The sequence below is a fragment of the Mesorhizobium sp. C277A genome (genome assembly GCF_040324395.1).
Classification (GTDB): domain Bacteria; phylum Pseudomonadota; class Alphaproteobacteria; order Rhizobiales; family Rhizobiaceae; genus Mesorhizobium.
On sequence record NZ_JAMYVW010000002.1, the window covers coordinates 3,800,209 to 3,825,902 of the forward strand.

Annotated in this window: 28 protein-coding genes; 22 read left to right on the forward strand and 6 right to left on the reverse strand. The window is 63.8% G+C overall.

Annotated elements, in window-relative coordinates; translation table 11 throughout:
- Window positions 1-9 precede the first annotated feature (9 nt).
- From NKK52_RS18705 to motA, 6 genes are read right to left on the reverse strand one after another with little or no spacing between them, the layout of a single operon-like run.
- On the reverse strand, window positions 10-447 hold the full coding sequence (locus NKK52_RS18705) for a BspJ family T4SS effector nucleomodulin (protein WP_023671756.1): 438 nt from the start codon (window positions 445-447) through the stop codon (window positions 10-12).
- Complete coding sequence (gene flhB / locus NKK52_RS18710) at window positions 444-1,526, reverse strand: flagellar biosynthesis protein FlhB (protein WP_023683475.1); 1,083 nt, start codon at window positions 1,524-1,526, stop codon at window positions 444-446. The genes NKK52_RS18705 and flhB overlap by 4 nt, the downstream gene beginning before the upstream one ends.
- Window positions 1,527-1,539: 13 nt before the next feature.
- Window positions 1,540-2,556: a flagellar motor switch protein FliG gene (locus tag NKK52_RS18715; RefSeq protein ID WP_023683476.1), complete on the reverse strand. Its 1,017-nt coding sequence runs from the start codon at window positions 2,554-2,556 to the stop codon at window positions 1,540-1,542.
- A gap of 38 nt (window positions 2,557-2,594) precedes the next feature.
- The gene (gene fliN, locus NKK52_RS18720) at window positions 2,595-2,984 is read right to left on the reverse strand and encodes a flagellar motor switch protein FliN (RefSeq protein WP_023683477.1); all 390 of its coding nucleotides are present in this window, start codon (window positions 2,982-2,984) and stop codon (window positions 2,595-2,597) included.
- Between the two features lie 33 nt (window positions 2,985-3,017).
- Window positions 3,018-3,950: a FliM/FliN family flagellar motor switch protein gene (locus NKK52_RS18725; protein WP_023683478.1), complete on the reverse strand. Its 933-nt coding sequence runs from the start codon at window positions 3,948-3,950 to the stop codon at window positions 3,018-3,020.
- Between the two features lie 35 nt (window positions 3,951-3,985).
- A complete protein-coding gene (gene motA, locus NKK52_RS18730; RefSeq protein ID WP_023671751.1) occupies window positions 3,986-4,861 on the reverse strand; it encodes a flagellar motor stator protein MotA in 876 nt (291 codons plus the stop codon).
- A 144-nt stretch (window positions 4,862-5,005) separates the two neighbouring features.
- Here motA and NKK52_RS18735 point away from each other — a divergent pair, with 144 nt between their 5' ends.
- The 22 genes from NKK52_RS18735 to NKK52_RS18840 all read left to right on the forward strand — a co-directional run bounded on the left by NKK52_RS18735 (window position 5,006) and on the right by NKK52_RS18840 (window position 25,585).
- Entirely contained in the window at window positions 5,006-6,817 is a 1,812-nt protein-coding gene (locus NKK52_RS18735; RefSeq protein WP_031204041.1) for a DUF1217 domain-containing protein, read from the forward strand.
- Window positions 6,818-6,824: 7 nt separating this feature from the next.
- Window positions 6,825-7,550, forward strand: a complete 726-nt coding sequence (flgF, locus tag NKK52_RS18740; RefSeq protein WP_023683481.1) for a flagellar basal-body rod protein FlgF — start codon at window positions 6,825-6,827, stop codon at window positions 7,548-7,550.
- A gap of 4 nt (window positions 7,551-7,554) precedes the next feature.
- Window positions 7,555-8,976, forward strand: a complete 1,422-nt coding sequence (fliI, locus tag NKK52_RS18745; protein WP_023686339.1) for a flagellar protein export ATPase FliI — start codon at window positions 7,555-7,557, stop codon at window positions 8,974-8,976.
- On the forward strand, window positions 8,963-9,829 hold the full coding sequence (locus tag NKK52_RS18750; RefSeq protein WP_031203984.1) for a hypothetical protein: 867 nt from the start codon (window positions 8,963-8,965) through the stop codon (window positions 9,827-9,829). The genes fliI and NKK52_RS18750 overlap by 14 nt, the downstream gene beginning before the upstream one ends.
- Window positions 9,830-9,914: 85 nt before the next feature.
- Window positions 9,915-10,295, forward strand: a complete 381-nt coding sequence (gene flgB / locus NKK52_RS18755; RefSeq protein ID WP_023683310.1) for a flagellar basal body rod protein FlgB — start codon at window positions 9,915-9,917, stop codon at window positions 10,293-10,295.
- A gap of 2 nt (window positions 10,296-10,297) precedes the next feature.
- Window positions 10,298-10,714, forward strand: a complete 417-nt coding sequence (gene flgC, locus NKK52_RS18760; protein ID WP_023683309.1) for a flagellar basal body rod protein FlgC — start codon at window positions 10,298-10,300, stop codon at window positions 10,712-10,714.
- Complete coding sequence (gene fliE / locus NKK52_RS18765) at window positions 10,714-11,049, forward strand: flagellar hook-basal body complex protein FliE (RefSeq protein WP_023683308.1); 336 nt, start codon at window positions 10,714-10,716, stop codon at window positions 11,047-11,049. Before flgC ends, fliE begins: the two co-directional genes overlap by 1 nt.
- 11 nt (window positions 11,050-11,060) lie before the next feature.
- The gene (gene flgG, locus NKK52_RS18770; RefSeq protein ID WP_023673650.1) at window positions 11,061-11,849 is read left to right on the forward strand and encodes a flagellar basal-body rod protein FlgG; all 789 of its coding nucleotides are present in this window, start codon (window positions 11,061-11,063) and stop codon (window positions 11,847-11,849) included.
- 6 nt (window positions 11,850-11,855) lie between these two features.
- Window positions 11,856-12,383 (forward strand): flagellar basal body P-ring formation chaperone FlgA, encoded by a 528-nt coding sequence (flgA, locus tag NKK52_RS18775; RefSeq protein WP_023683307.1) that lies wholly within the window; start codon window positions 11,856-11,858, stop codon window positions 12,381-12,383.
- A complete protein-coding gene (locus tag NKK52_RS18780; RefSeq protein ID WP_023683306.1) occupies window positions 12,380-13,621 on the forward strand; it encodes a flagellar basal body P-ring protein FlgI in 1,242 nt (413 codons plus the stop codon). Before flgA ends, NKK52_RS18780 begins: the two co-directional genes overlap by 4 nt.
- A 3-nt stretch (window positions 13,622-13,624) precedes the next feature.
- On the forward strand, window positions 13,625-14,206 hold the full coding sequence (locus NKK52_RS18785) for a MotE family protein (protein ID WP_023673653.1): 582 nt from the start codon (window positions 13,625-13,627) through the stop codon (window positions 14,204-14,206).
- Window positions 14,203-14,907, forward strand: a complete 705-nt coding sequence (gene flgH / locus NKK52_RS18790) for a flagellar basal body L-ring protein FlgH (protein WP_023673654.1) — start codon at window positions 14,203-14,205, stop codon at window positions 14,905-14,907. The genes NKK52_RS18785 and flgH overlap by 4 nt, the downstream gene beginning before the upstream one ends.
- 17 nt (window positions 14,908-14,924) lie before the next feature.
- Window positions 14,925-15,425 (forward strand): flagellar basal body-associated FliL family protein, encoded by a 501-nt coding sequence (locus tag NKK52_RS18795; RefSeq protein WP_023683304.1) that lies wholly within the window; start codon window positions 14,925-14,927, stop codon window positions 15,423-15,425.
- Window positions 15,422-16,153 carry a flagellar type III secretion system pore protein FliP gene (gene fliP, locus NKK52_RS18800; RefSeq protein WP_023817295.1) on the forward strand — a complete coding sequence of 244 codons (732 nt, stop codon included), beginning with the start codon at window positions 15,422-15,424 and terminating at the stop codon, window positions 16,151-16,153. The genes NKK52_RS18795 and fliP overlap by 4 nt, the downstream gene beginning before the upstream one ends.
- 210 nt (window positions 16,154-16,363) lie before the next feature.
- Window positions 16,364-17,248 carry a flagellin N-terminal helical domain-containing protein gene (locus NKK52_RS18805; protein ID WP_023683303.1) on the forward strand — a complete coding sequence of 295 codons (885 nt, stop codon included), beginning with the start codon at window positions 16,364-16,366 and terminating at the stop codon, window positions 17,246-17,248.
- 282 nt (window positions 17,249-17,530) lie between these two features.
- Entirely contained in the window at window positions 17,531-18,415 is an 885-nt protein-coding gene (locus tag NKK52_RS18810; protein WP_023683302.1) for a flagellin N-terminal helical domain-containing protein, read from the forward strand.
- 192 nt (window positions 18,416-18,607) lie between these two features.
- Complete coding sequence (gene fliF, locus NKK52_RS18815) at window positions 18,608-20,248, forward strand: flagellar basal-body MS-ring/collar protein FliF (RefSeq protein ID WP_023683301.1); 1,641 nt, start codon at window positions 18,608-18,610, stop codon at window positions 20,246-20,248.
- 3 nt (window positions 20,249-20,251) lie between these two features.
- Window positions 20,252-20,878, forward strand: a complete 627-nt coding sequence (locus tag NKK52_RS18820) for a hypothetical protein (protein WP_023683300.1) — start codon at window positions 20,252-20,254, stop codon at window positions 20,876-20,878.
- Between the two features lie 31 nt (window positions 20,879-20,909).
- Window positions 20,910-22,256 (forward strand): MotB family protein, encoded by a 1,347-nt coding sequence (locus tag NKK52_RS18825; RefSeq protein ID WP_023683299.1) that lies wholly within the window; start codon window positions 20,910-20,912, stop codon window positions 22,254-22,256.
- The gene (locus tag NKK52_RS18830; RefSeq protein WP_023683298.1) at window positions 22,253-23,683 is read left to right on the forward strand and encodes a MotC family chemotaxis protein; all 1,431 of its coding nucleotides are present in this window, start codon (window positions 22,253-22,255) and stop codon (window positions 23,681-23,683) included. The genes NKK52_RS18825 and NKK52_RS18830 overlap by 4 nt, the downstream gene beginning before the upstream one ends.
- On the forward strand, window positions 23,680-25,065 hold the full coding sequence (gene fliK, locus NKK52_RS18835) for a flagellar hook-length control protein FliK (protein ID WP_023683297.1): 1,386 nt from the start codon (window positions 23,680-23,682) through the stop codon (window positions 25,063-25,065). Before NKK52_RS18830 ends, fliK begins: the two co-directional genes overlap by 4 nt.
- Window positions 25,043-25,585, forward strand: a complete 543-nt coding sequence (locus NKK52_RS18840; protein ID WP_023683296.1) for a transglycosylase SLT domain-containing protein — start codon at window positions 25,043-25,045, stop codon at window positions 25,583-25,585. Before fliK ends, NKK52_RS18840 begins: the two co-directional genes overlap by 23 nt.
- Window positions 25,586-25,694: the final 109 nt, after the last annotated feature.

A 25,694-nucleotide genomic window follows, 5' to 3' on the forward strand; every position in this document is an offset into this window, starting at 1 on the left:
GACAAAAGATCAGCGATAGGCGAGCGGCTCGGTCCTGCGGATTCGCGCCTCTTCGATCACCGTCTCCAGCAAAGCGGTGTTGTGCTCGGGGTCTTCCCCGGGCTTTTCGAACGACACATAGTTGACCGCGACCGAAGACCTCTCCTCGCTCAGCGTCAGCTGGAAATAGACGGTGACGCCCGGCGGCCGAAGCTCGAGATCGAGCACGATGCGCGGGCTGCCGCTCCAGTCGACATGTGCCTCTCCGCCATGGCCGAGCCTGAGCGTGCCTGGGAGGAAAAAAAGCTCCACAGCCGAATCCACCAGATCCGACAGGCAAGCGAAATGCTCGAGCCGGATGAAGGCGATGTAGTCGGCGACGTCGATCAGCCGCAACTCGTCGACCACCTGCTCGATGGCCTTGGCGACGATGAGTTCGCGGGATTTTGCGTGCGGTTGGCGGTTCATGAAATTTGTCTCCGCTCAGCCTTTTTGGAGTAGACGATCCGCACCAGTTCGGCGACGGCCTGGTAGAATTGCGACGGGATCACGCTATCAACCGAAACTTGCTTGTACATGGAGCGGGCGAGCGCCACGTCCTCGAAGATCGGGATGTTGTGCTCCTTGGCAATCTCGCGAATCTTGAGCGCCACAAGGTCCTGGCCCTTGGCCAGCACCATGGGTGCTGAATCCTCGTCGCGGACATATCTGAGCGCGATGGAAAAGTGCGTCGGATTGGCGATGATCAGCGTCGCGCGCGGCACCGCCGTCATCATCCGCTTGCGCGCCCGGTCGCGCGCCAGCGAGCGCAGCCGCGACTTGATGATCGGGTCGCCCTCGGACTGCTTGAACTCGTCCTTGACCTCCTGCTTGGTCATCCGCAGATCCTGCTTCCAGTGGAAGCGCGACCAGACGACGTCGACCGCCGCGATCAGCCCCATGACGAAGACGATCGCCACCAATATGTCGACGGTGATGCTTTTGATGACGAGGCCGAAAGCGACGGGGTTGGTGATCATGCCGGCCAGGAGCTGGCGGTAGTCCTGCGATAGCGTGAAGTAGAGCACGATGCTGGCGAAGCCGAGCTTGCCCAGCGATTTCAGGAACTCGACCCAGCCCTGAATGCCGAACATCCTGGTCCAGCCTTTGGCTATCGAGATGCGCGACAGTTGCGGCCGGATCCGCTCGCCGACGACTTGCGGCATGTTCTGCAGCACCGAGGCGCCGATGCCGGCCACCACCAGCAGCACCAGCAGGCTGACGACGGCGTTGCCTATTTCCATCATCACGGTCTTGTAGAGCGCGATGACGTCGGTCTCGGTGTCCATCGGCCACGCCTCGGGCTTTTCCAGGAACATCGACAGGAACATGCCGAGATCAACGACCGCGTCCTTGGCGTAGAAGACGGTGAACACCAGTATGGCGATGAAGGACGCCAGAAGTGCGGCCTCTCGCGAATGGGGCAGCTTGCCCTGTTCGACGGTGTCGCGGATCTTCTTTTCGGTCGCGTCTTCGGTTTTGGAGTCTTTGTCCGCCGCTTCAGCCATTCAGCGCTCGGCGTTAAGCCGCTTCGCTCTGCTGCGATGAGGGCAGTTCGAAAGCCCCCTCGCGCGAAAGCCGGATTGTCGCCACCGCGATGTTCTTGCGCGCCGTCATGATGTCGGCAAGCTGAATGCCTTCCGAGCCCTGGCCGAGCTCGGACTCGATCATGCGCCGCGACCGTGCGCCGATCGCCGACAGCACCGATTCCGTCAATGCGGGCGCCGCACCGCGCAGCGCCAGCGTGATCAGTTCGGTCGACAGCCCGTCGAAAAGGAGTACCCTCGCCTTCTGCGTCAAAAGCGGCAGATCGTCGAAGGCAAACAACCTGGAGCGAACACCGCCGAGGTCCGGCGTGCCGGCCTCTTCCAGATCCTGCATGACCTCTTCCAACTGAGGCTTGTCCATCTCGTTGAGCATACTGGCGACGCGCGCCTGTCCCGCCGAGATATCCTTGGTCGCGGTCTGCGCCAGCACGCTGGCGCGCAGCTGGTTCTCGATGATCCTGGTGGCCGCGTCCGGAATGGTCGCCATCGTCACCATGCGCTTGATGATCTCGCTGCGCATCGGCTTTTCCATGGTCAGCAAAATGTTGGCGGCGGCTTGCGGCGCAAGCTTCGACAGCACCATGGCCGCGGTCTGGGGATGCTCGGCGGCAAGGAATGTGCCCAGACGCGTCGGTTCGAGCTTTTCCAGCTCCGGCCAGATCGGCGGTGGCCCTTCCGGCGCAACCTCGAAGCGCTTGTCGCCCATGATGGCGCTCATCTCTTCGGGCGACAGCGATTCATTGAGGATCGTGTCCATCCGGTCGGCGGAATCGAGCAGGCCCGCACCTTCGGTGAACTCGGCCTCGAATTCGGCAACGATGCGTTCGAGGTCGCTTTGCGGAATGGTGCGCAGCAGCCGCGCCCCTTCGATCAGTGCCTTCAGTTCTTCTTGCTTGAAGAATTTCAGCAGCCGGCTGGCCGAAGGTTTGCCCATCGCCACCAGGATGGCGGCGGCCTTTTGCGGGCGCGTGAGCGTCACCGGCGTCGTCATGGCATCCGCTCCTGCTGAGACCGCATGTCATTCATTGCTCAAGCGCCCTTGGTCGCCGCGATAATTTCGGTCAGCCTGATGCCAAAGCGCGACGGATCGCTTTCCAGCACGGTGATCTCGCCGCGCGCGATCTTGCGGCCGTTGACCACGACATCGACCGGTTCGCCGATGCGCCGGTTGAGCGCCACCGTCGAGCCCTTCTGCAGCGCCATCAGGTCCGACACCGGCATTTCCGTACTGCCGAGGATGATCTGCACATCGACCGGGATGCTCATGATGATGTTGGAATTGGCGCCGGACGTGGCAGCCCGCAAGGCGGCGTCGGGGCGCTTTTCCTCCTCCTGGAGGACGCCGCGCAATTCCTCGATGGCGCGGTCGAGCTGTTCGTCCGGCTGGTCGATATTGGCTTCCACCTTGGTCTTGGCCATCAGTCGTCTCCAAATGCTTGGGCTTGCCCGGCGTCAGCCCGGCATGAGCCCATCGATAAAATCCTGACCGGCATCGTAAGGATGCCTGATCCGGACGGTGTAGTTCTGCCCGAGTTTACCGAACTCGCAGACAAACAGCGTCTTGTCGCGCGCGCTCAGCTTGGCCTGCGACTGCGCGGTTTCCTCGAACTCGATGACCTGGCCTGGCTCGAAACCGGCGAGATCGCCGAGCGTCAGGCGGGCCAGCGGCATGGTCGCTTCGAGCGTCACCGTCGAGCGCATCACTTCTTCGGAAAAACGTGCCCGCCAGTCGGAGGTCGTGCCTTCGCTGTCGTGGACATCGGCGATACCGCGTGTGGCAAGCAGAATGCGCTGCGGGATCATCACCGTGACCGTTCCGCTGTCGGTCGGCGTCGAGATGCCGAAGACGATGCGCACCGCCGCGCCATCGCGCAGCACGCGACGCTTGGCTTCGCTGCCCGAAAGCGCCCGCGGCACCGGCAGCCGCAGCTCGAGCGAGCGCCGGCCCGATCCGTTCAACGCCTGCGCAACTTCCTGGAAGACCGTGGTCGCGACATCGGTCTCGATCTGCGACAGAGCGCGCTCGATCGGCGAAACCGGCTGATCCGGATCGCCGCCGAACAGCGCGCACACCATCACGGCGATGGCCGGCGCATCAGCCACCAGCGTCATCGCATCCGAAGACGTCGGCGATGCTATGATGGCCATGGCAAAGGCATCGCCGGCATTCGTGCGGGCATCGGGAACACGGCTGATCTCGACCGCGCGCAGGTCGACGGTGACCGGTGCGCCGAGTTCGCCGGCCAGGCTCTTCTGCAGCAGCGGCAGGGCGCGCTCGCCCATCGAGCGCCCGGTGCCGATGACATGAGCGGCCTCACCGCTGTCACCGACCAGACGCTCAATGATCAGCGAGCGGGCTTGCGAGGGGCTGCCAGGACTTGTCATGACGGCGTGCGGTCCTGTCTGTCGTCATGCATGGCTCAAGCCGCTTTCTTCTCGGCGGAAGCTGTGTTCATCGTGCTTTGCTCGACGGCATCGATCGTCGGCCGCTCATAGGACGAGATGGTCTTGCGACCGAACTCGATCGCCACCTGCGGCAGGGCGCCGTTCATGTAGGCAAGCAGCGTCTGCTTGACGATGATATAGAGGCGGTTCTTCTTCTCGCGCACCGTCTTGATCTTGGTGGCGACCGGCCCGACCACCGCATAGGACAGGAAGATGCCGAGGAAGGTTCCGACAAGGGCAGCGCCGATCAGGCCGCCGAGGATTTCGGGCGACTGGTCGAGCGCGCCCATCGCCTTGACCACGCCGAGCACGGCGGCGACGATGCCGAGCGCCGGCAGACCATCGCCCACCGCCACCAGCGCATGGTAAGCCTTCATCTTGTCGGACTTGATGGTCTGGATTTCCTCGTCCATCAGCGCCTCGATCTCATGCGAGCGGGCATTGCCGATGATGATGATGCGGCAGTAGTCGCAGATGAAATTCGTCAGGTCGTGGTTCTTGAGCACGGTCGGGAACGCCTGGAAGATTGCCGACTCCTCCGGATTGTCGATATGCGCCTCGACCTCGCTGCGCGACTTCGAGCGCAGTTCGCGCATCAGGCTGTGCAGCACGCCCAGCGTCTCCAGATAGTCGCGCTCTTTCGGCACCGCCTGCTTGAACGCTTCGAGGATACCCCTGCCGGTGTCCTTGACCGTCTTCATCGGGTTGGCGACGAGAAAGGTTCCAAGTGCGGCGCCACAGATGACCACCGCTTCCCAAGGCTGCATCAGCACATGCAGATGGCCGCCCATCGCCATGAAGCCGCCGAGAACACAGCCGAGCGTCACCACAAGTCCGATCAGAATGCCCACGCCAGATCCTTCCGCATCACGTCAGGCCTAACCGATAGCCCCCGTGCCTTGTGTGAGGCTTGAATCATGCAAGGTGAGGCGATTCAGCCTCGCGCAAGCAAGTCCGCATACTCTTGCTTTTGAAGCTGCGACCGGAGGCATGTCGTGTTGAGCACTTTTACCAGCTACCAGCTCATCGCCAGGGACATCCCCAAGGCGATCGACCGCATCGAGGCGGAGCCGATCACCAAGCGCGACACCGACTACTATCTCGCCAACATCGGCAGCGTGAAATCGATAGACGATTTCGTAAAGAACGACCGGCTGTTCAAATATGCCATGAAGGCCTTCGGTCTCGGCGACATGGCTTACGCCAAGGCCTTCATGGTCAAAGCCCTGAAGGAAGGGGTGTCGGATTCCGACAGCTTCGCCAACAAACTGAGCGACAAGCGTTATGCCGAGTTCGTGTCGGCCTTCAATTTCGCCGCCCTGGGCCCTAATGCCACGAGCTACAATTCGGCGCAGCAGGGCGTGACCAACAATTACGGCCTCCAGGTCTCGGTCGGCCCTTCGCAGAACGGCTTCACCTACTACAAGGGCGAAACCTCGTACTACCTGAGCAACATTTCCAACGTAAAATCGATCGACGACCTGATGGGCAACGATCGCCTGCTCACCTATGCGATGGCCGCGTTCGGCCTGGACGCCGACGCCGAGCCGGCTGTGACCGTGCGGGCCATGTTGGAAGGCGGCGTCACCGACCCGAACAGCCCCGCAAACACGTCGACAAACAAGGGCTATGCGGCTTTCGTCGCGGCTTTCGACTTTGCCCAATATGGCGACCAGGCTACGGCGGGCGACGCCGTCCAGCAGGCGGTCCCAAAAGCTGTGATCGGCGGAACCGGGCTGCTGCTCGTCAAGCCGACCGCGCAATACATCAAGGGCGAGGCCGACTACTACGCAGCCAACATCTCCAAGGTGAAGTCCATCGAAGACCTGCTGAAGGACAAGCGCCTGCTGACCTTCGCCATGGCTGCCTATGGGCTTGATGCATCGACCCAGACGACGAAGCAGATCCGCACCATGCTTACCGGCGGCGTTGCCGATCCGTTGAGCCCCGCCAATTTGTTGACCGACAAGAGCTACGCCAACTTCGTCAGCGCCTTTGATTTTGCCCAGTATGGCGATCAGACGACCACGCGCGACGCGGTGCTGAAGACCACGCCGAAGCTCTACACGACCGAGTCCAGTCTTGGCCTCATCAAGCCGAATGCGGACGCTGTCCAGGCCGAGACCAGTTACTACCTCGCCAACATCATCAAGGTGAAATCGGTCGACGATCTGATGGCCGACAGCCGCCTCTACAACTATGCGCTGTCCGCCAGCGGGCTCGATCCGGCGACGACCAACAAGGATCTCGTCCGTGATGTCCTTGAGGGCGGTGTCCGCGATCCCGCCAGTGTCGCCAACAAGCTCTCCAACAAGGCCTACGCCAGGCTCGCCACCTCGTTGAATTTCGAGGCCTACGGCGCAGCGGCAACGACCCGCAGCCCGTCGCAGCAGCCGGTGGTCGACAAATACATGCGCCAGACCTTGGAAGAAGACGCCGGCAAGACCAATGAGGGCGTGCGGTTGGCGCTCTATTTCGAGCGCAAGGTCTCGACCATCACCAACTGGTACGACGTGCTGGCCGACACGGCCCTGGCCAGCGTGGTACGCACCGCCATCGGCCTGCCCGATTCCTTCGCTGCCGCAGATATCGACAAGCAGGCGCAGGCCTTCGAGGCAAAACTCGATCTCACCGATTTTACCGACCCGACCAAGCTCGAGAAATTCCTCACCCGCTTCACCAGCTTTTGGGAAATCAATCATCCGACCTCGACCGCTCAGACATCGGTCGGTGTGCTGTTTGCGCAGCCGACCACCGTCGGCATCTCGACCGATCTGATGATGGCCATGCAGAAACTGAGATTCTGAGAACACTATGCAGGACAGCCTTTACGTCGCCCTTTCCTCGCAGATCGCGCTTGAGCGCCGTCTCGACACCATCGCCGATAATGTCGCCAACGCCTCGACCATCGGCTTTCGCGCCACCGGCGTGAAGTTCGAGGATGTCGTCTCCGGCACAGGTCCCAAGTCCGTGTCCTTCGCGTCCTCCGGCAAGACCTATTTGTCCGGCGCCCATGGCGCGATGACGCAGACCGGCAACCCGTTCGACTTCGCCGTCCAGGGCGATGCCTGGTTCGGCATCGACACTCCGGCCGGCATCGTGATGACGCGCGACGGGCGGTTTTCGATCAACGAGAACGGCGAACTCATGTCGCTCGAGGGCCATCCGGTGCTGGATGCCGGCGGCGCGCCGATCCAGCTCGACCCGCGCGACGGTCCGCCCAAGGCGGGCGCCGACGGCTCGCTGCGCCAGGGCGACAAGCTTGTCGGCGCCATCGGCCTGTTCAATTTCGACCCCGGTCCGAACTTCGTCCGCTACGGCAATTCTGGCATCGTGCCCGCGCGTGCGCCCGAGCCGGTCACCGACCGTTCCGATCTCGGCGTCGCGCAGGGCTATGTCGAGGAATCCAACGTCAATCCGGTGCTGGAGATGACGCGCCTGATCATGGTCCAGCGCGCCTTCGAGAACACGGCGGCGCTGATGCGCCAGACCGATGCCTCGACCGACGACGCCATCAAGACGCTCGGCTCCAAGTCGTAGCAGCATGTCGAGCAGCAAATCATCGATACGCGCGCTTGAACGGCAACCGGAGACAGCACCGGAAAACCGGCTGGCTGCGCTGGAGCGGATCTGGCGCCGCTTCGATGACACCGAGACGTTGCTGCGGCGCGGCGGCCGTGTTTCGGAGGTTTCGCCAACGCATTACAAGGTGCGCGGCCTGTCTGAAGTCGCCAGGCTTGGCGACCTCGTCGAACAGCGCGGCAATGCCGGCACGCGCCGCGGCGAGATCGTCAGGATCGGCCGCGACGAAGTCGTCATCGCCCCTTTCGAACGCAGCGCCGACGCCGGCATCGGCGACGCCGTGTTTCGCCGCGGCCCGCTGACGGTAACGCCGCATGCTTCGTGGCGTGGGCGCGCCATCGACGCGCTGACCCGCGTCATCGACGGCGGCCCGCCGCTGATCAGGATCGGCGAGGCTGCGAGCGGCGACGGCACAACGCCCGGCGCCATGGCGCGGCAGCGCGTCGGCACCGCCTTCACGACCGGGGTCAAGGTCATCGACATCTTCACGCCGCTCTGCCTCGGCCAGCGCCTCGGCGTCTTTGCCGGTTCCGGCGTCGGCAAGTCGACGCTGCTCGCCATGCTGGCCGGCGCCGACGCCTTCGACACCGTGGTCGTGGCGCTGATCGGCGAGCGCGGCCGCGAGGTACGCGAATTCCTCGAAGACACGATCGGCGCAGAGAGCATGGCCAAGACGGTCGCCGTCGTCGCCACCAGTGACGAGAGCGCCATGATGCGCCGGCGCGCGCCGGATACCGCCATGCGCGTTGCCGAACATTTTCGCGACCAGGGCCATCGCGTGCTGCTGGTGCTGGATTCGATTACCCGCTTTGCCCATGCGCTGCGCGAGGTAGCGACCGGCACCGGCGAGCCGCCGGTCGCCCGCGGCTATCCCGCTTCGGTTTTCACCGATCTGCCCAAGCTGCTCGAACGCGCTGGCCCGGGCGCTGAAGGCCCCGGTGTCAAAGGACAGGGATCAATCACTGCCATCATCTCGGTGCTGGTCGACGGCGACGACCACAACGACCCGGTCGCCGATTCGGTACGCGGCATCCTCGACGGCCATGTCGTGCTCGACCGCGCCATTGCCGAACAGGGCCGCTACCCCCCGGTCAATCCGCTGTCGTCGATCTCGCGCCTCGCCGACAAGGCATGGAGCCCCGAGCAACGCATGCTGGTGACCAGGCTGAAATCGATGATCTCGCGCTTCGAGGACACGCGCGACATCCGCCTGCTCGGCGCCTATCAGGGCGGCGCCGATGCCGAGCTCGATATTGCCGTGCGCCAGGTGCCGCTGATCTACGAGGCGCTGACGCAGTCGCCCAGGGATCGCGCCTCGAGCGACGCATTCTCCGACCTCGCCCGTCATCTGAAAGGCAAGCAAAGTGTCGATGCAGGAGACTGAGCTTCAGTACACCGAGCGGCTTTTGCGCGAGATGATCGCAGAGGCCAGTGCCGCCGAGGAAGCCCGGGCCAACGAAGCGAGAGCTGTCAGGGCAAAGGCCGATCTCGACAAGGCCGCCAAGGCTGAGGCCATTCTGGCCAGGGCCGCCAGGCCATTCTTGCCCAGGGTAGTCAGCGTAGTCGAGTCCACTGTGCCTCGCTTGGCCGAGCCTGCCTTGCCCAGCGTCGTCAAGCCTGCATTGCCAAGGACCTCTCGCGCCGGCCCCAAAGAAGCGATCGAGACCAGTCGTGACTCGCTTCTTGACGGGCTGTTCCCGGTCACCGAATGGCCGCAGCCGCCAAGGCCGCAATATCCCAGGCTCGACAAGAAATCCGACCGCCGCAGCGATATCGTCTTTGCCGCGCTCGGCATCACGCTCGGCCTGATCTGCGCGCTGTTTCCCTGGTATATCTTCTTCAATCAGGACCAGTTCGGCGTGCAGGCGATCAAGTTCGGCGGCAGCGGCACCAATGCAGGGCGGGTCAGCGGCGGTTCGCAGATGGAAAACAGCGGTCAGCCGCTGACGGCAAACGATGTTCCCGATGTCGACCTGTTCGCCACCGGCACGCTGCAGGATCCCGAGGATAGGACCCAGCCTTCCGGCGTCGACGAGCAGCCCTTCCCGGCGGATCCCAAATTTCGCATGGTTCATGTCGCCAATGGCCGCGCCATGATCGAGGACGATGCCGGCCTGTGGATCGTCCAGCGCGGCTCGAAGCTGCCCGACTCCAGCGTCGTCTCGTCGATCGAGCAACGGGGCGGCAAGTGGGTCATGGTCACCAGCACCGACCAGGTGATCGAACTCTCCAAATAGCGGCACACCGGATTCACCCCCGAGCCGCGCAAGGTCCGCGCAAGACTGGCAGCCTAGTCTTGTTCGTACCAGCCCGGAGATCCCCATGGAGCCCGTCAATCTTTTCGATCTCGCCGCCAAACAGTCGCAATGGCTGTCGGTGCGCCAGTCTGCCATTGCCGGCAACATCGCCAACGTCAACACGCCCGGCTACACCGCCGGCGATGTCGAGCCGTTCGAGAAGGTGCTCGACCGCACGGCAGTGTCGCTGACCGCCACCCAGGCAGGCCACCTCGGCACTGCCGCCACCAATGCCGGCTTCACGGTCAAGCCAGAAGAGACGACCGGCGCCATCATGCCCTCGAAGAACACGGTGGTGGTCGAGAACGAACTGATGAAGGCCGGCGAGGTCCGCCGCTCCTTCGAGCTCAACACCGCGATCGTCAAGGCCTTCCATTCGATGATGATGATGGCGGTGAAGAGCTGACAATGGACCCCTTGACCTCAGCCCTCAAGATCGCCGCGTCCGGCCTCAGCGCCCAGTCGGACCGCTTGCGCGTCGTCTCGGAAAATCTCGCCAACGCGCAGTCGACCGGCAACACCCCGGGCGCTGACCCCTATCGCCGCAAGACCATCAGTTTCGTCTCGGAACTCGACCGTGCCTCGGGTGGCACGACAGTTGAGGTCAACTCCATCGACCGCGACCCCAGCGACTTTCCCGTCGAATTCCAGCCCGGCAACGAGGCCGCCGACGACAAGGGCTACGTCAAGATGCCCAATGTCAACGTGCTGGTCGAGATGGCCGACATGAGCGAGGCCAACCGCTCCTACGAAGCCAACCTTCAGGTCATCAAGCAGGCGCGTGATCTGATCTCCATGACCATCGACCTGATGAGGAACCAGTAATGATCAGCGGCATTGGCGGTATCGGATCGCTTCCCCTCAAGCCGGAGATCGGTGGCGCCGATACCACGACCGACCTGTTCCAGGGCACCAGGGCGCCGATGGCCGGCAGCGAAATCGGCGCCACCTTCGCCGAAGCGCTGAGCCAGGCTACTTCAAAGACCGTCAACACCTTGCAGAACGCCGAGCAGGTCTCGATCCAGGCGCTCAAGGGCCACGCCGATACCCGTCAGGTCGTCGACGCCGTCATGAGCGCCCAGCAGGCCCTGCAGACCACGATCGCCATCCGCGACAAGGTCGTCTCCGCCTATCTCGAAATCAGCCGTATGGGCATCTGAGGAGACTTGCCGTGAAAGCACTCGCCATCGCAGCGACCGGCATGAATGCCCAGCAGACCAATCTGGAAGTGATCGCCAACAACATCGCCAACATCAACACCACCGGCTACAAGCGCGCGCGCGCCGAATTCTCCGACCTGCTCTACCAGGTCGACCGCACACAGGGCGTGCCCAACCGCTCCAATTCATCGCTTGTGCCGGAAGGCGTGTCGATTGGCCTTGGCGTCAAGACGACGGCGGTGCGCAACGTCCATACCCAGGGCGAACTGACCTCGACCGGCAACAGTTTCGACATGGCGCTGACCGGCCGAGGCTGGTTCCAGATCGAGGGCGGCGACGGCGGCACGCTCTACAGCCGCGCCGGCGCCTTCAACACCAACGCCACCGGCCAGCTGGTGACCGTCGACGGCGCCAATGTCATCCCGGCCATCACCGTGCCGACCGATGCCATCGAAGTTGTCGTCAACAAGACCGGCCAGGTCTTTGCCCGCATCGACGGCCAGACCGACCTCCAGCTGCTGGGCCAGCTGCAGCTCGCCAACTTCGCCAATGAAGCAGGCCTCGCGCCGCTCGGCGACAATCTGTTCCAGGAGACGCCGGCCTCCGGCCCGGCCAATGTCGGCGTGCCCGGCGATCCCGGCTTCGCCTCGGTCGAGCAGGGTTATCTCGAGGCCTCCAACGTCGATCCGGTCAAGGAAATCACCGAGCTGATCTCGGCGCAGCGCGCCTATGAGATGAACTCCAAGGTCATCCAGGCCGCCGACGACATGGCCTCCGTCGTGTCCAAGAACATCAGGTAAGATTTGATGGTCTCTCCGGCCTTCCGCTCCGCGCTTTGCCGCACCGCGCTGATCCTGGCGCTGGTGGCCGGCGGTGTGCCGGCGTTTGCCCAGGAGAGCGCAGACCAGCAGACCACCACTCAGGTCGCGAGCAGTCAGGCAACGGGCGAGATCGTTCTGATCCCCAACCGGGCCATTTATCCCGGCGAGATGATCGACACCGGCGTGCTGAAACCGGTGACGCTGCTCCCCGGCAAGCACAGGCCAGATGCGGTCGCCACGCGGGCCATGGAACTCCAGGGCAAGGTCGCCAAGCGCACGCTGCTGCCCGGCCGCTATATCCCGGTCGCCGCCATCCGCGACGCCTGGCTGGTCGAACAGGGCGCCGACGTGCAGGTCTATTTCATCGCCGGCGACCTCACCATTTCGGCCACGGCGGTGTCGCTGCAGCCGGGTGCCGCCGGCGATTTGATAAAGGTCCGCAACACAGACAGCGGCAAGATCTTTTCCGGCACGGTGATGGCTGACGGCACCATCCGGGTCAGCGCGTCATGAGACGCGGAGCTGCCCTTCTGCTCGCGACCGTTGTCGGCCTGCAGCCGGCGCTGGCCGACGGTCTTACGCCGAAGCAAAAGCGCGATCTTGCCGGCCAGAATGGCGGCGCCTTTGTCGATCCCGAATACGATCCGGCCACCACCAACCGCATGTTCAGGGTCTCCAACGGCCCAAGCTCTCTGCCACCCGGCCAGGTCGCATCGCGCATCAAGGACATTGCGCAGCTGCAGGCTTCGCGCGACAACCAGCTCGTCGGCTACGGCCTCGTCATCGGCCTCGCCGGATCGGGCGACAGCCTGCGCAATTCGCCCTTCACCGAACAGTCGATCCGCGCCATGCTCGAAAATCTCGGCATCGCCACCGAAGGTGGCAGCGCGCGGGCCAAGAACGTCGCCGCCGTCATCGTCACCGCCAACATGCCGCCTTACGTGCAGTCGGGCGCCCGCATCGACATCGACGTCTCCTCCATGGGCGACGCCACATCGCTTGCCGGCGGCACGCTGATAATGACGCCACTGAAGGCGGCCGATGGCGAGATCTATGCTGTCGGGCAAGGCTCGGTCATCGTTTCCGGCTTCACTGCCCAAGGCGATGCTGAAAAGCTGACGCAGGGCGTGCCGACGGCCGGCCGCGTGCCCAACGGCGCCATCGTCGAGCGCACGGTGCGCGCCGAATTCGAGGACCAGGCGCTGCTCACCTTGCAATTGCGCAACCCCGATTTCTCCACTGCCGTTCGCATCGCGGACGCCATCAACGGCTACACCTCGCAACGCTTCGGCATGCGCGTGGCGGCGGAGCGCGATGCACGTACCGTGCAGATCAGGCGGCCGAAGAATGTTTCGGCGGCGCGCTTCTACGCCGAGATCGAGAATTTGGTGGTCGAGACCGACACGCCGGCACGCGTCGTCATCGACGAACGCACCGGCACCATCGTCATCGGCAACGAGGTCAAGATCTCGCGGGTGGCGATCAGCCACGGCACGCTCACCGTGCGCATCACCGAACAGCCGAAGATCGTCCAGCCGGAACCGTTCTCCAAGGGCGTGACAGCGGAGGAACCCTTCACCACCATCGATGCCACGCGGCCTGACGCCCGCGTCAATGTGCTCGACGGACCGAACCTCGAAACGCTGGTGTCGGGCCTCAACCGTCTCGGCGTCAAGCCGGACGGCATCATTGCCATTTTGCAAGGCATCAAGTCGGCCGGCGCTTTGCAGGCCGATCTGGTTCTCCAATAGGCCATGCCGATGATCGATTTCTTTTCCCAAAAGCAGCACCGCCGAAGCGCAGCCTTGGCAGCTTGCGTCATCGCCGCCACCGTCCTTGCCGGCGGCACTGTTCGCGCGGAAGAAGCGGTGCGGCAGGTTCTTCCTGGCGGGCAACAGCCGGCGGCAGTGCAGCAGCTGGTCCGCGAGAAGGTGCCCGATGAAAGCGAGATCCAGCGCTTCTGCTCCAACATCGCCGACGCCGCCCGCGACCGCCGTTACGCGCTGCAGGCCGAAGAGTTGAAGCAGTTGCAGGCTGGCATCGACCAGCGCATGAAGGCGCTGGACGACAAGCGCGCCGAATACGAGCAATGGCTGAAGCGGCGTGAAGTTTTCCTGGCCCGCGCCGAGGATGGCGTCGTCAAGATCTATGCCGGCATGAAACCGGATGCCGCGGCCGAGCGCCTGGCCATGGTCAACACCGATCTCGCCGCCGCCATCCTGATGAAACTCGATTCGCGCAAGGCCGGCGTCATTCTCAACGAAATGGACCAGAAGGCGGCAGCCACGCTCACCGGCATTATGGCCAGCGCGGCGCGAAGGGTAGACCCGTCATGAAGTCGCATATACTCGCCCTGGTCGCCACCGCTTCACTTGCCGGCTGCGCCTCCGACCCCAGGGAGATCGGCAGGGAGCCGGCGCTGTCGCCGGTTGGCACCGGCATTACCGGCAGCGTCAATGCGCCCTACTCCTATCCCGAAACGCCACCCGCGCCAGTGAAGAAATTCTCGCTGTGGGATGATCGCCAGAGCCGGTTGTTCACCGACCCACGCGCGCTGCGCGACGGCGACATCCTCACCGTCAGGATCAAGCTCAACGACAAGGCCAACTTCAAGAACCAGAACGACCGCAGCCGCACCGCCGGGCGCAAGCTCGGCTATGACGTCAACCTCGGATGGGAAGGTGCCACCACCAGCGGCAAGGGCGACGCGGGGCTGAGCTCCACCACCGAAACCAATGCGGACGGCGAAATCAAGCGCTCGGAGAACCTCGAGCTCAACGTCGCCGCCGTCGTCACCGAAGTCCTGCCCAACGGCAATCTGATGATCCGCGGCTCACAGGAGGTGCGCGTCAATTACGAGCTCAGGGTGCTGACCATCGCCGGCATGGTGCGTCCATCCGATATCGGCGCTGAAAACACCATCTCTTATGAACGCATCGCCGAGGCGCGCATCTCCTATGGCGGCCGCGGCCGCGTCAGCGAAATCCAGCAGCCCGCTTACGGTCAGCAGATCCTCGACCAAGTCCTCCCCTTTTAGGACTGGAGAACGGCGCCGTGGCAAATGTCGAACAGGTTCAGCAAAAAAAGGGCCCGTCGCTTGTCATCCAGCTTGCGATGCTGCTGGCGGTGACGGGCGCCGCGATCGGCATGGGCTGGATGTCCGGCGGCTATCTGAAGGGCGTCGGGGGACCGGTGCCTGTGCCCGCCGCACCGGAGAACCAGTCCAATGCCGAGCAACCGAGCAAGGCGGCCGAACATGCTCCCGGCACCGGGCCGACGCTTGTCCAGCTGGCGCCGATCACCACCAATCTGGCTTCGCCTGCCGACACCTGGATAAGGCTGGAAGCGTCAGTGATCTACGATGCGCCGCAGCCGCCCGAACTCACCGAAAGCATTCACCAGGACCTGCTGGCCATGGTCCGCACCCTGAAGATGCATCAGATCGAAGGTGCCAGCGGCTACCAGCATTTGAAAGCCGACATCGAGGAGCGCGCCGCAATCCGCAGCGGTGGCCATGCCAAACAGGTTCTGATCAGGACATTGCTGCTCGAATGAGAAAACTCGTCCTCGCCGCCGCGATCGTCGTCGCCACCACCTCTGTCGCCGCCGCCCAGCAGCTCGATCTCGGCGGCATCGGCAAGGCCGACGGCGCCACCGTCGGCTATATCATCCAGATGTTCGGTCTGCTCACCGTGCTGTCGGTGGCGCCGGGCCTGTTGATCATGGTGACGAGCTTCACCCGCTTCGTCATCGCCTTCTCGATCCTGCGCGCCGGCATCGGCCTGCAGTCGACGCCGGCCAATCTGATCCTGATCTCGCTGTCGCTGTTCATGACCTTCTACGTCATGGCGCCGACCTTCGACCAGGCCTGGAACACCGGCGTCAAGCCGCTGATGGACAACCAGATCAGCCAGACCGAGGCGTTCGAAAAGATTTCGGACCCGTTCCGCACCTTCATGCTGCACAATGTCCGCGACAAGGACTTCGACCTGTTCGCCGATCTCGCCCGCGAACGCGGCCAGGTCGTTGCCAGGGACACCGTCGACCTGCGCATCCTGGTGCCGGCCTTCATGATCTCCGAAATCCGCCGCGGCTTCGAGATCGGCTTCCTGATCGTGCTGCCGTTCCTCGTCATCGACCTGATCGTCGCCACCATCACCATGGCCATGGGCATGATGATGCTGCCGCCGACCGTCGTTTCGCTGCCCTTCAAGATCCTGTTCTTCGTCCTCATCGACGGCTGGAACCTGCTTGTCGGCAGCCTGGTGCGCTCCTTCACCTGACCGTCCGCGCGCCCTTGGCGCCTTGCTAAAATTTTATGCAATATATTTCCGGTTAACCGTCCCGTTTAGCCCTTTGGTAGGGACTTGCCCGCATATTGCTCGCAGATGGCGGGTGATCGGGTCTCACGATCATTGGCATGATGCCGCTCCGTCATACCGGAAAAGCCGGTATGTCAAAAACACCCTGTAAAAATCAAGGTACGAGTAGCTATGTCCAGTATCATGACGAACGCCTCGGCGCTGACCGCGCTGCAGAGCCTGAACAACACCAACAAATCCCTCGAGCAGACGCAGGCCCGCATCTCGACCGGCTACCGCGTTGCCACCGCTTCCGACAACGCCGCTTACTGGTCGATCGCGACCTCGATGAAGTCCGACAACAAGGCCAACTCGGCCGTGCAGGACGCCCTCGGCCTCGGCGCCGGCAAGGTTGACACCGCCTACACCGCCATCAACGACGTCAAGGACCAGGTCGACCTGATCAAGACCAAGCTGGTCACTGCCCGCAGCGCCTCGAAGGAAGACCAGCAGAAGATCGCGACCGAAATCAACGCCATCCAGGCGCAGATCAAGTCCTCGGTCGCCAACGCCAATTTCGCCGGCTCGAACCTGCTGCAGAACGACGCTGCCGCTGCGTCCGACCTGAAGATCGTTGCGGCTTACAACCGTACCGGCGCGACCGTCACCATCGACACCATCGACGTCAAGGCTGCCGATACGCAGGTTCTCGATGTCGCCGGCACGGGCGGCATCGTCGGCGGCCTGCTCGCCGCTGCCTTCTTCGACCCGAGCACCACGGCGGTTACCCCCGCCGCCATCGACACCGCGCTCGGCACTGTTGAAACCGCGCTTGCCAAGCTGTCCACCGGCGCTGCCTCGCTCGGCGCCGCCAAGTCGCGCATTGACACCCAGAAGAGCTTCCTGTCGAACCTGTCGGACTCGATCGACAAGGGCGTCGGCGCTCTGGTCGACGCCGACATGAACAAGGAATCGACCCGTCTGCAGGCCCTCCAGGTCCAGCAGCAGCTCGGCATCCAGGCGCTGTCGATCGCCAACGGCAACTCGCAGTCGATCCTGTCGCTCTTCCGCGGCTGATCTCTCGACATTACGACTGACACCATCCGTCGGGCCGCGCCAACAGCGCGGCCCGATTTCTTTTTGCGGCTGTTGATTTTCTTGCTAAATGGCTGCCGATTTTTGCTCTTGGCCAGCGCCCTGAATGGCTTGGTTTAACAGGCCGTTAACCATATCCCGGTAGTCATGGTTAACCATTCCATGGCGGGCAGACCATACGGTCGATGGGCTTATGCCTACCCCCTTGATGAAGTTGATCCGGCGTGTTCGGGACACGCCAGTGTTTGAAAAGGGGTAAATATCTTGGCTAGCATCATGACGAACGCTTCGGCTCTGACCGCGCTGCAGAGCCTGAACAACACCAACAAGCAGCTTGAAACCACCCAGTCACGCATTTCGACCGGCTACCGCGTCGCCACCGCCAGCGACAACGCCGCCTACTGGTCGATCGCCACCACGATGAAGTCCGACAACAAGGCGCTTTCGGCCGTTCAGGACGCGCTTGGCCTCGGCGCCGGCAAGGTCGACACCGCCTACACCGCCATCACCGACATCAAGGACCAGGTCGACCTGATCAAGGCCAAGCTGGTCACTGCACGCAGCGCCAGCAAGGACGACCAGCAGAAGATCGCGACCGAAATCAAGGCCATCCAGGACCAGATCAAGTCGTCGGTCACCAACGCCTCCTATGCCGGCTCGAACCTGCTGCAGAACGACGCTGCTGCGACCTCCGACCTGAAGATCGTCGCGTCCTATAACCGCACCGGCACGACCGTCGCCATCGACACCATCGACGTCAAGGCGGCCGACACGCAGGTCCTCGATCTTCCCGGCACCGGCGGCATCGTCGGCGCTCTGCTGGCGACGACCTTCTTCGATCCCAGCACAACCCAGGTCCTTCCGGCAGCCATCGACACCGCACTTGGCGCCGTTGAAACGGCGCTTGCCAAGCTGTCCACGGGCGCTGCCTATCTCGGCGCCGCCAAGTCGCGCATCGATACCCAGAAGAGCTTCCTGTCGAACCTGTCGGACTCGATCGACAAGGGCGTCGGCGCGCTGGTCGACGCCGACATGAACAAGGAATCGACGCGGCTGCAGGCCCTGCAGGTCCAGCAGCAGCTCGGCATCCAGTCGCTGTCGATCGCCAACGGCAACTCGCAGTCGATCCTGGCGCTGTTCAAGCAGTAAGCCTGACCCGGCTTTCTCCTTCTTGAATTGAAGGGCCGCGCCGACAGCGCGGCCCTTTCGCTTTGTGGCTGTGTTTTGACGCATGTCGTTGACCCGGAACCGCTGCACTTCCGGGCGACATGCTCTATCATCTTCGCACAAGCTTCGCGGTCTAGTGTTCCCACGGAATATCATGCTGGGAGCGCTTGAATCGTGCCGCAACAGATCCAGAGCATCATCTCGAATCTCAGGGCATTTGGCGTCAGGCGCCTTGCCATGCTGGCCGGCATTGCCGCATTGGTGATGGCCGTCATCGGCATCGGCTCGGTCTATCTCAACCGCCCGGCCTATGAGACGCTCTATGTCGGGCTCGATCGCTCCGACGTGAACCAGATAGGCCTGGTGCTCGGCGAAGCCGGCATCGGCTTCGACGTCGGCTCCGACGGCACCTCCGTGCTGGTGCCGGCCGGCACCACCGCGCAGGCGCGCATGCTGCTCGCCGAAAAGGGCCTGCCGACCAGCGCCAATGCCGGCTACGAACTGTTCGACAATGTCGGTTCTCTTGGCCTGACCTCCTTCATGCAGCAGATCACCCGCGTGCGCGCCCTGGAAGGCGAGATCGCCCGCACCATCCAGTCGATATCCGGCATCAAGGCCGCCCGCGTTCACATCGTCATGTCCGAGCGCGCCAATTTCCGCCGCGACGAACAGCAACCCTCCGCCTCGGTGGTCATCCGCTATTCCGGCATCGACGCCGAAAAGAGCGCCATGTCGATCCGCCATCTCGTCGCCGCCGCCGTGCCGGGCCTGTCGGCCGACAAGGTTACCGTGCTCGATTCCAACGGCAACCTTCTCGCCGCCGGCGACGATCCCTCCAACACAAGTGCTGCCCGCACGCTCGGCGTCGAGCAGACCGTCGAGGCGCAGATCGGCGACAACATCCGCCGCGCGCTGACGCCTTATCTCGGCCCCGACAATTTCCGCGCCAGCGTCAAAGCCGACGTCAATACCGACACCCGCCAGACCGAAGAGACAATCTTCGATCCGGAGTCGCGCGTGGAGCGTTCCGTGCAGTCCGTGCGCGCCAACGAAAACAGCAATCAGAGGCAGGCCTCGACCCCGGCCACCGTCGAGCAGAACCTGCCCGAGACCCAGGCGACCAGCACCGATGGTCCGCAGACGTCATCGGAGAATGATCGCAAGGAGGAGATCACCAATTACGAGATCAACTCCAAGAAGATCGCCACAGTCTCCAACGGCTATTCCGTCACCAAGATGTCGATCGCCGTCGTCGTCAACCAGCAGCGGCTGATGACCATCCTCGGCAAGGACGCCACACCCGAACAGATCGCCAAGCGCGTCGCCGACATCCAGAAAATGGTCGCCTCAGCCACCGGCTTCGACGACAAGCGCGGCGACATCATCGATGTCTCGGCGGTCGAGTTCATCGACGGGCTGGACGGCGAGCCGGTCGAACAGCCGGGCATAATGGCGTCGATCGGAACCCATGCCGGTACGATGATCAACGCCGGCGCGTTCATCGTCGTGGTGTTCCTGGTCGCCTTCTTCGGCCTGAGGCCAATGGCCACCGCGCTGAGCGCGCGGCCGACGCCGGCACTTGCCGGTCCGAGCTTCGACGACGTCCAGCGTTCGCTGCCGACACCCGAAGCCGCCGGCGCCGAACCGGCGCCGGCTGCCTTGCCCGGCAGCCGCCCCGGCCCGACTCCACTCGATGATCTTCGCCAGAAGATCAGGCCGGCGCCACAGGAGCGGCTTGCCCGCATGGTCGACATCAATGAGGAGCGCACCGCGCAGATCCTGCGCAAATGGGCGGCCCAGGAAGCAGCGGTATAGACCATGGCCTCGGCAGCGCTTTTCGACCTTTTGCCGGATTTCGGCGCACGCAGCCAGCGTGCCGGCCAGCCCTCGCTCGCGGCCATGGCCGAGCCAAGGCCGGAGACGTCGGCGCCGCAGGCCGACATCGGCGCGCTGATCGCCGAAGCGGTCATCGATGCCGAAGCCGCCCTTGAAGCCCGCCTTGCCATCGCCCACCAGGCAGCGCTCGAGGCGCAGAGACAGGCCAATGCCGATGAAGCAAAGGCCTTTCTGGAAAGTTTCGGCGGCGATCTCGGCGCGGTCGTCACTGCCCGTATCGAGATCATGGAGGCCAAGGTCAGCGACCTCGTCGGCGCCACCATTGCGCGCATCATTGGCGGCCTTGTCAGCGACGATCTGCAGAAGCGTTCGCTGGAAGCCCTTGCCGGCACGATCCGCGAAGCCGTCGGCGACAGCGAGGCGGTGCGCATCGCCGTGCGCGGACCGCTGTCATTGTTCGAGGCACTGAAGGCTTCGCTCGGCCCACGCGCGGCCAATCTCGATTTCATCGAGGCGCCCGGCTTCGACCTTACCGTCGCCATTGACGAGGCGGTGTTCGAAACCCGCATTGCCGAATGGTCGGCCGCCTTGTCGGAGGCCCTATCATGAGCGGGGGCCCTATTATGAACGAGTGGACGTCATGAGCGTTGTCGAGGCCGCAGACGCCAGGCACGAGATCATCATCGTGCGGCGCAATCACGACGACCACGACGACGCCCACCATGGCGGCGTCTGGAAGATTGCCTTTGCCGATTTCATGACCGCCATGATGTGCTTCTTCCTCGTCATGTGGCTGATCAACGCCGCCAACGAGCAGACCAAGGCGGCCGTTGCCAGCTACTTCAATCCGGTCAAGCTGGTCGATCGCAACGCCAGCCGCAAGGGCCTCGAAGACCTCGGCGATGGCCCGAGCAAGGTCGGGCTGACGGCCGACGACCCGCGGGACAAGACCAGCAAGGCCGGACAGGACGGCATCGGCGGCGCCGGCACCTCGGACAAGAAGCAATCGAAGGAATCGGCGCCGAAGACCGATCTTTCCGACGAGCATCTGTTTGCCGATCCCTATGCTGTGCTGTCGGAAATCGCCACCGACACCGGCGTCATGCAAAATGTCAGCGAGAAGGGCGATGGCGGCGCGCAGGCGTCCGGCCCGGCTACCGGCGCATCCGGCGGCCAATCCTACCGCGACCCGTTCGCGCCGGATTTCTGGTCGCAGCAGGTGGCTGCACCAGGCGCCGAAGCCACCGCCGAACGCACCAAGATCGAAGGCGATCCCCTGAAGCCGGGTGACAAGGCGGCACAGACGCAAGTGGCGGAGGTGAAGGCCGTGCCGGCCGCGCCGCCAGTGGCCGCGGCGCCGCTCGAGCCGCTGGCGAAATCCGTTTCCGATAAGCCGCTGACCAAGGCTGAAGCCAAAGCAGAGGCCAAGGCTGAAGCAGCGAAGGCCGAAATTGCAAAGGCCGAAGCCGCCGAAGCACAACCCGCACCCAAACCCGAAGCCGCAGAAAAAGCGCCGACGGCCGCCACTGTTAGAGCCGCGGCGCAGGTCAAGCAGGAACTGGCCGAGGCCTTCAAGCCAGGCGACAAATTGCATGATGGCGTCTCCGTCGAAGCCACCGACAAGGGTGTCGTCATTTCCATCACGGACCAGTTCGATTTCGGCATGTTCGAGATCGGATCGGCTGTGCCTAGGCGTGAACTGGTGCTGGCGATGGAAAAGATCGGCCGCATCGTCAACGAGCAGAAAGGCACGATCAGCATCAACGGCCACACCGACGCGCGGCCGTTCCGCAGCGACACTTACGACAATTGGCGGCTGTCCACGGCGCGCGCCCATTCCGCCTATTACATGCTGGTGCGCGGCGGCGTCGACGAGCGCCGCATCACCGAGGTCGCCGGCTTCGCCGATCGCGAGCCGAAAATTGCAGCCGACCCGATGGCGGCCGCGAACCGCCGCATCGAAATCCTGATGGCGACCGACGGATGAGGCGCGCCGCGATCATCGGCCGCGCCGTCGGGCTGCTGCTGCTGAGCGCTGTCCATCCGCCATCGGCCTTCGCCGAGGACGGCTTGCAGCCCTATCAGCTGGTGCGCTCGCTGCAGCTTGTGCAGGACCGCATCGCCGCCGGCGATCACGCCGCGCTGCCGATGCAGGCCAAGCTGCTCGAAATGGCCGACACAAGGCTGCGCGCGGCGGACGCAGATGATTTCAGCGACCCGAAGAATTTTCGCGCCTTGCTGGTCTATGGCATGAGTGGCGGCAACCCCGTCACCGTCGAGGCGGCGGTGTCGCGCGCCAAGACCGACCCGCAAAGCCTGACCATCGCCAAGGGCATTGTCGATTATCTGAACGGCCGGCAGGCGGCTGCGATCGAGGCGCTGAAGCCGATCGATCCGATGACCCTGCCCCCCGATGTCGGTGCCTTTCTGGCGCTGGTCAAGGGCTCGCTTCTCGCCACCGAGCAACCGGTCAGCGCGCTTGCGCTGCTCGACGATGCTCGCCTGCTCAGCCCCGGCACGCTGGTCGAGGAAGCAGCGCTGCGCCGCTCGGTCGGCATCGCCGCCGCGCAAGGCGACGGTGCGCGTTTCGCGCTTGCCTCAACCCAATACGTCGAAGACTACCTCTATTCGCCCTATGCCAGCCAGTTCGCCGACGCCTTCGTCTCCGGCGTCATCACGCTGCACATGGCGATCAGCCAGGACAAGCTCGCCGACATCACCGCAATGATGGATCCAGAACGCGAGAAGGTGATCTATCTGCGCATCGCCCGCCGCGCCGCGATCGACGGCTTTGCCGATCTCTCCGCCTTTGCCTCGGCCAGGGCTGAACGGGGCCGCGACGGCATCCACAATCAGGACGATCCGCGCGCCCAGCTCTATTCCAGCCTGTCCACGGTAACGTCCGGCACCATCGGCGAGGTCCGCGCCAAGCTGGACAAGATCGATCGGAACCAGCTTTCGCAAAGCGACCGCGACCTGCTCGATGCCGCGCAGGCCGTGGCGGGTGAAGTCATCGCCCCGCCGGCGCCGCTGCCTGCCGAAAAGCCCGCACCTGCCGCGGCCAGGCAGGAGCCGGTCAAGACCGCGGCAGTGGAAAGACCCGACGAGCCAGAGCTGCCGCCGGTCGAAGGCGCGATGCCGGAACGGCCAGCCGCCACAACGTCGAGTGAACAGCCCGCAACCGACCAACCGAAGGCGGCAAGTGAGCCGGCCGCGCAGGCACCGAGCACGCCAGAGGCAAAGGCGGCGGAAACGCCTGCAGTCGCCTCGGCCAGCGATGCGGCTCCGGTCGTGCCGGCATCGGTGCCGGCCCCCGCCGCAGTAGAGCCTACCGATCCCACCGACGCCGCCATGGCGAGGACGCGTCGCCAGCTCGATTTGATCGACCAGATGCTTGGAGCAGCCCCGAAATGACCACCAATGTTGGCCAGGCCCTGCCGGCTCCCGCGCACGCCGGATCGAAGCAGTCGGCCTCAAACGCCAAAGGTGGCGACAAAAGCTTCGGCGACATGGTGCGCGGCGACGACGATGCGCCGACACCGATAGGCCACGGAGCAATTGAGGCCGCGTCGCACGAGCTGCGTTGGGCCAAACGCAGCCCTGCCGGTCCCGGCAAAAGCGAAATCCCACACACCCAGTCTGGCAAAACGGGGACGAAATCCGCTGCCGGCAAGGCCGCAAAAGAACATGCCGATAGTGGCCCGGACAAACCATCCAAGGATGCTGAGGTGGCCGGACGAGACGCGGATGCAGGATCGCTGCAGGATCATTTGCCACTGGTGCTGGCGCTGCACGATATCAGGCATTTCTCAACGGTCCGGACAAGCGGGAACGGCATCGCGACGAATGGACAGACTGGGCAACCGGCGCCCGCTGGCGAGGCCATTTCTGCACAGACGTCGCCTCTGAAGAGACACCGCGCAGCGTCCGGCATTGACAACAGACTCGACACGACGACGCGATCGGAACGGGCCAAGCCCGGTACCAGCGTTTCCGCACAGGATCAGGGGCAAAAGCTGCCCGCGATCGGGCTCCAGTCCGGCAAACTGCCGCACCAGGATGGTCCGACGCCTCCTCTACCGGCGGACCAGACGGCAAGCGACGTTTCGGCACCCGAGGCAAAACGGTCCGCGCCGTCGGCGAAGTCCGTCGATGGAGCCCATTCCGCGGCATCGGCCACACAGGGAAAACAGCCGCCATTCGCTGCGCGCGTCGACATTGTCGCCGAACAGAGCTTCCCGGCCCCGGCGCAAAACCCGATGAACCAGACGACTTCGGCGCTTATCGACGTGCTGGCTTCGGACAACGGACTGCGGCAAGCGGTTTCGACGCCGTCGACGAGCGCCCAGACGGCCGGTTCTGTTGCCGTTCCGACACATATATTGAAGATCGAGCTTCACCCGGCAGAGCTAGGCATGGTCACCGCCAGTCTCAGGCTTTCCGGAGAACAACTTTCGATAGAATTGAAGCCCGAAACCCATGAGGCTTACCGCCGTCTCGCCACCGATAGCGACGCCATCGTGAAGTCGTTGCGCGGGCTCGGCTTCGATGTCGACAAGGTCACCATCCTGCAACCTTCGATAGCAGTCCACGCAGGGGTTCGCAGCGATGCAGCGAACTCGCAGCCAATGCCGCAAGGCCGCGACCAGTCCGCTTTTCAGCCCGGAAACTCGAGCGGCAACAATACGGGTTCGGGCGGCCAGCAGTCGGGAAGAAACCGCAATGACGATGCCCAGGAATTCGGCCGCGCTGGCGCGCCTGCTCGCGAGCGCGATGGCGAGGATATGTTTATCTAGCCTCATCGCCGGGCCTGCCAACGCCGCCACCAACCCTTGCGAGCCCGAGATCTTGCGTGCCGCCGACCGCTATGGCGTGCCCGCCGGCATCCTCTATGCGGTCGGGCTGACCGAGACCGGCAAGAAGGGTAGCTTGCAACCTAACGCATTGAATATAGAGGGAAAAGCGGTCTTTCCAAGGAGCCGCACTGAGGCCCTGGCCGCCTTCGAAGCAGCCCGACGTGAGGGCAAGACGCTGATCGACCTCGGCTGCATGCAGATCAACCATCACTATCACGCCGCGCATTTCCGCAGCGTCGACGACATGCTCGACCCGCGCCAGAATGTCGACTATGCCGCGCGCTTCCTGGCCAGCCTGCATGCTCGTCATGTCAGCTGGTCGATGGCCGTCGCCCGCTACCACGCCGGCCCCGACAATGACCCCGCGCAGAAATTCTATGTCTGCCGCGTCATCGCCAATATGGTCGCCACCGGCTTCGGCAAATGGACCCCGAACGCCCGCAACTTTTGCAACCCTTAGGTGAATAATCTCTTGCGAACGGTTGCAAATCCACGCCCGGCGGGTGACGTGCCACGTCACCCGTTCGGCAACCAACGATACAACCTCCTGATTGCGGTTATTTCGAAAC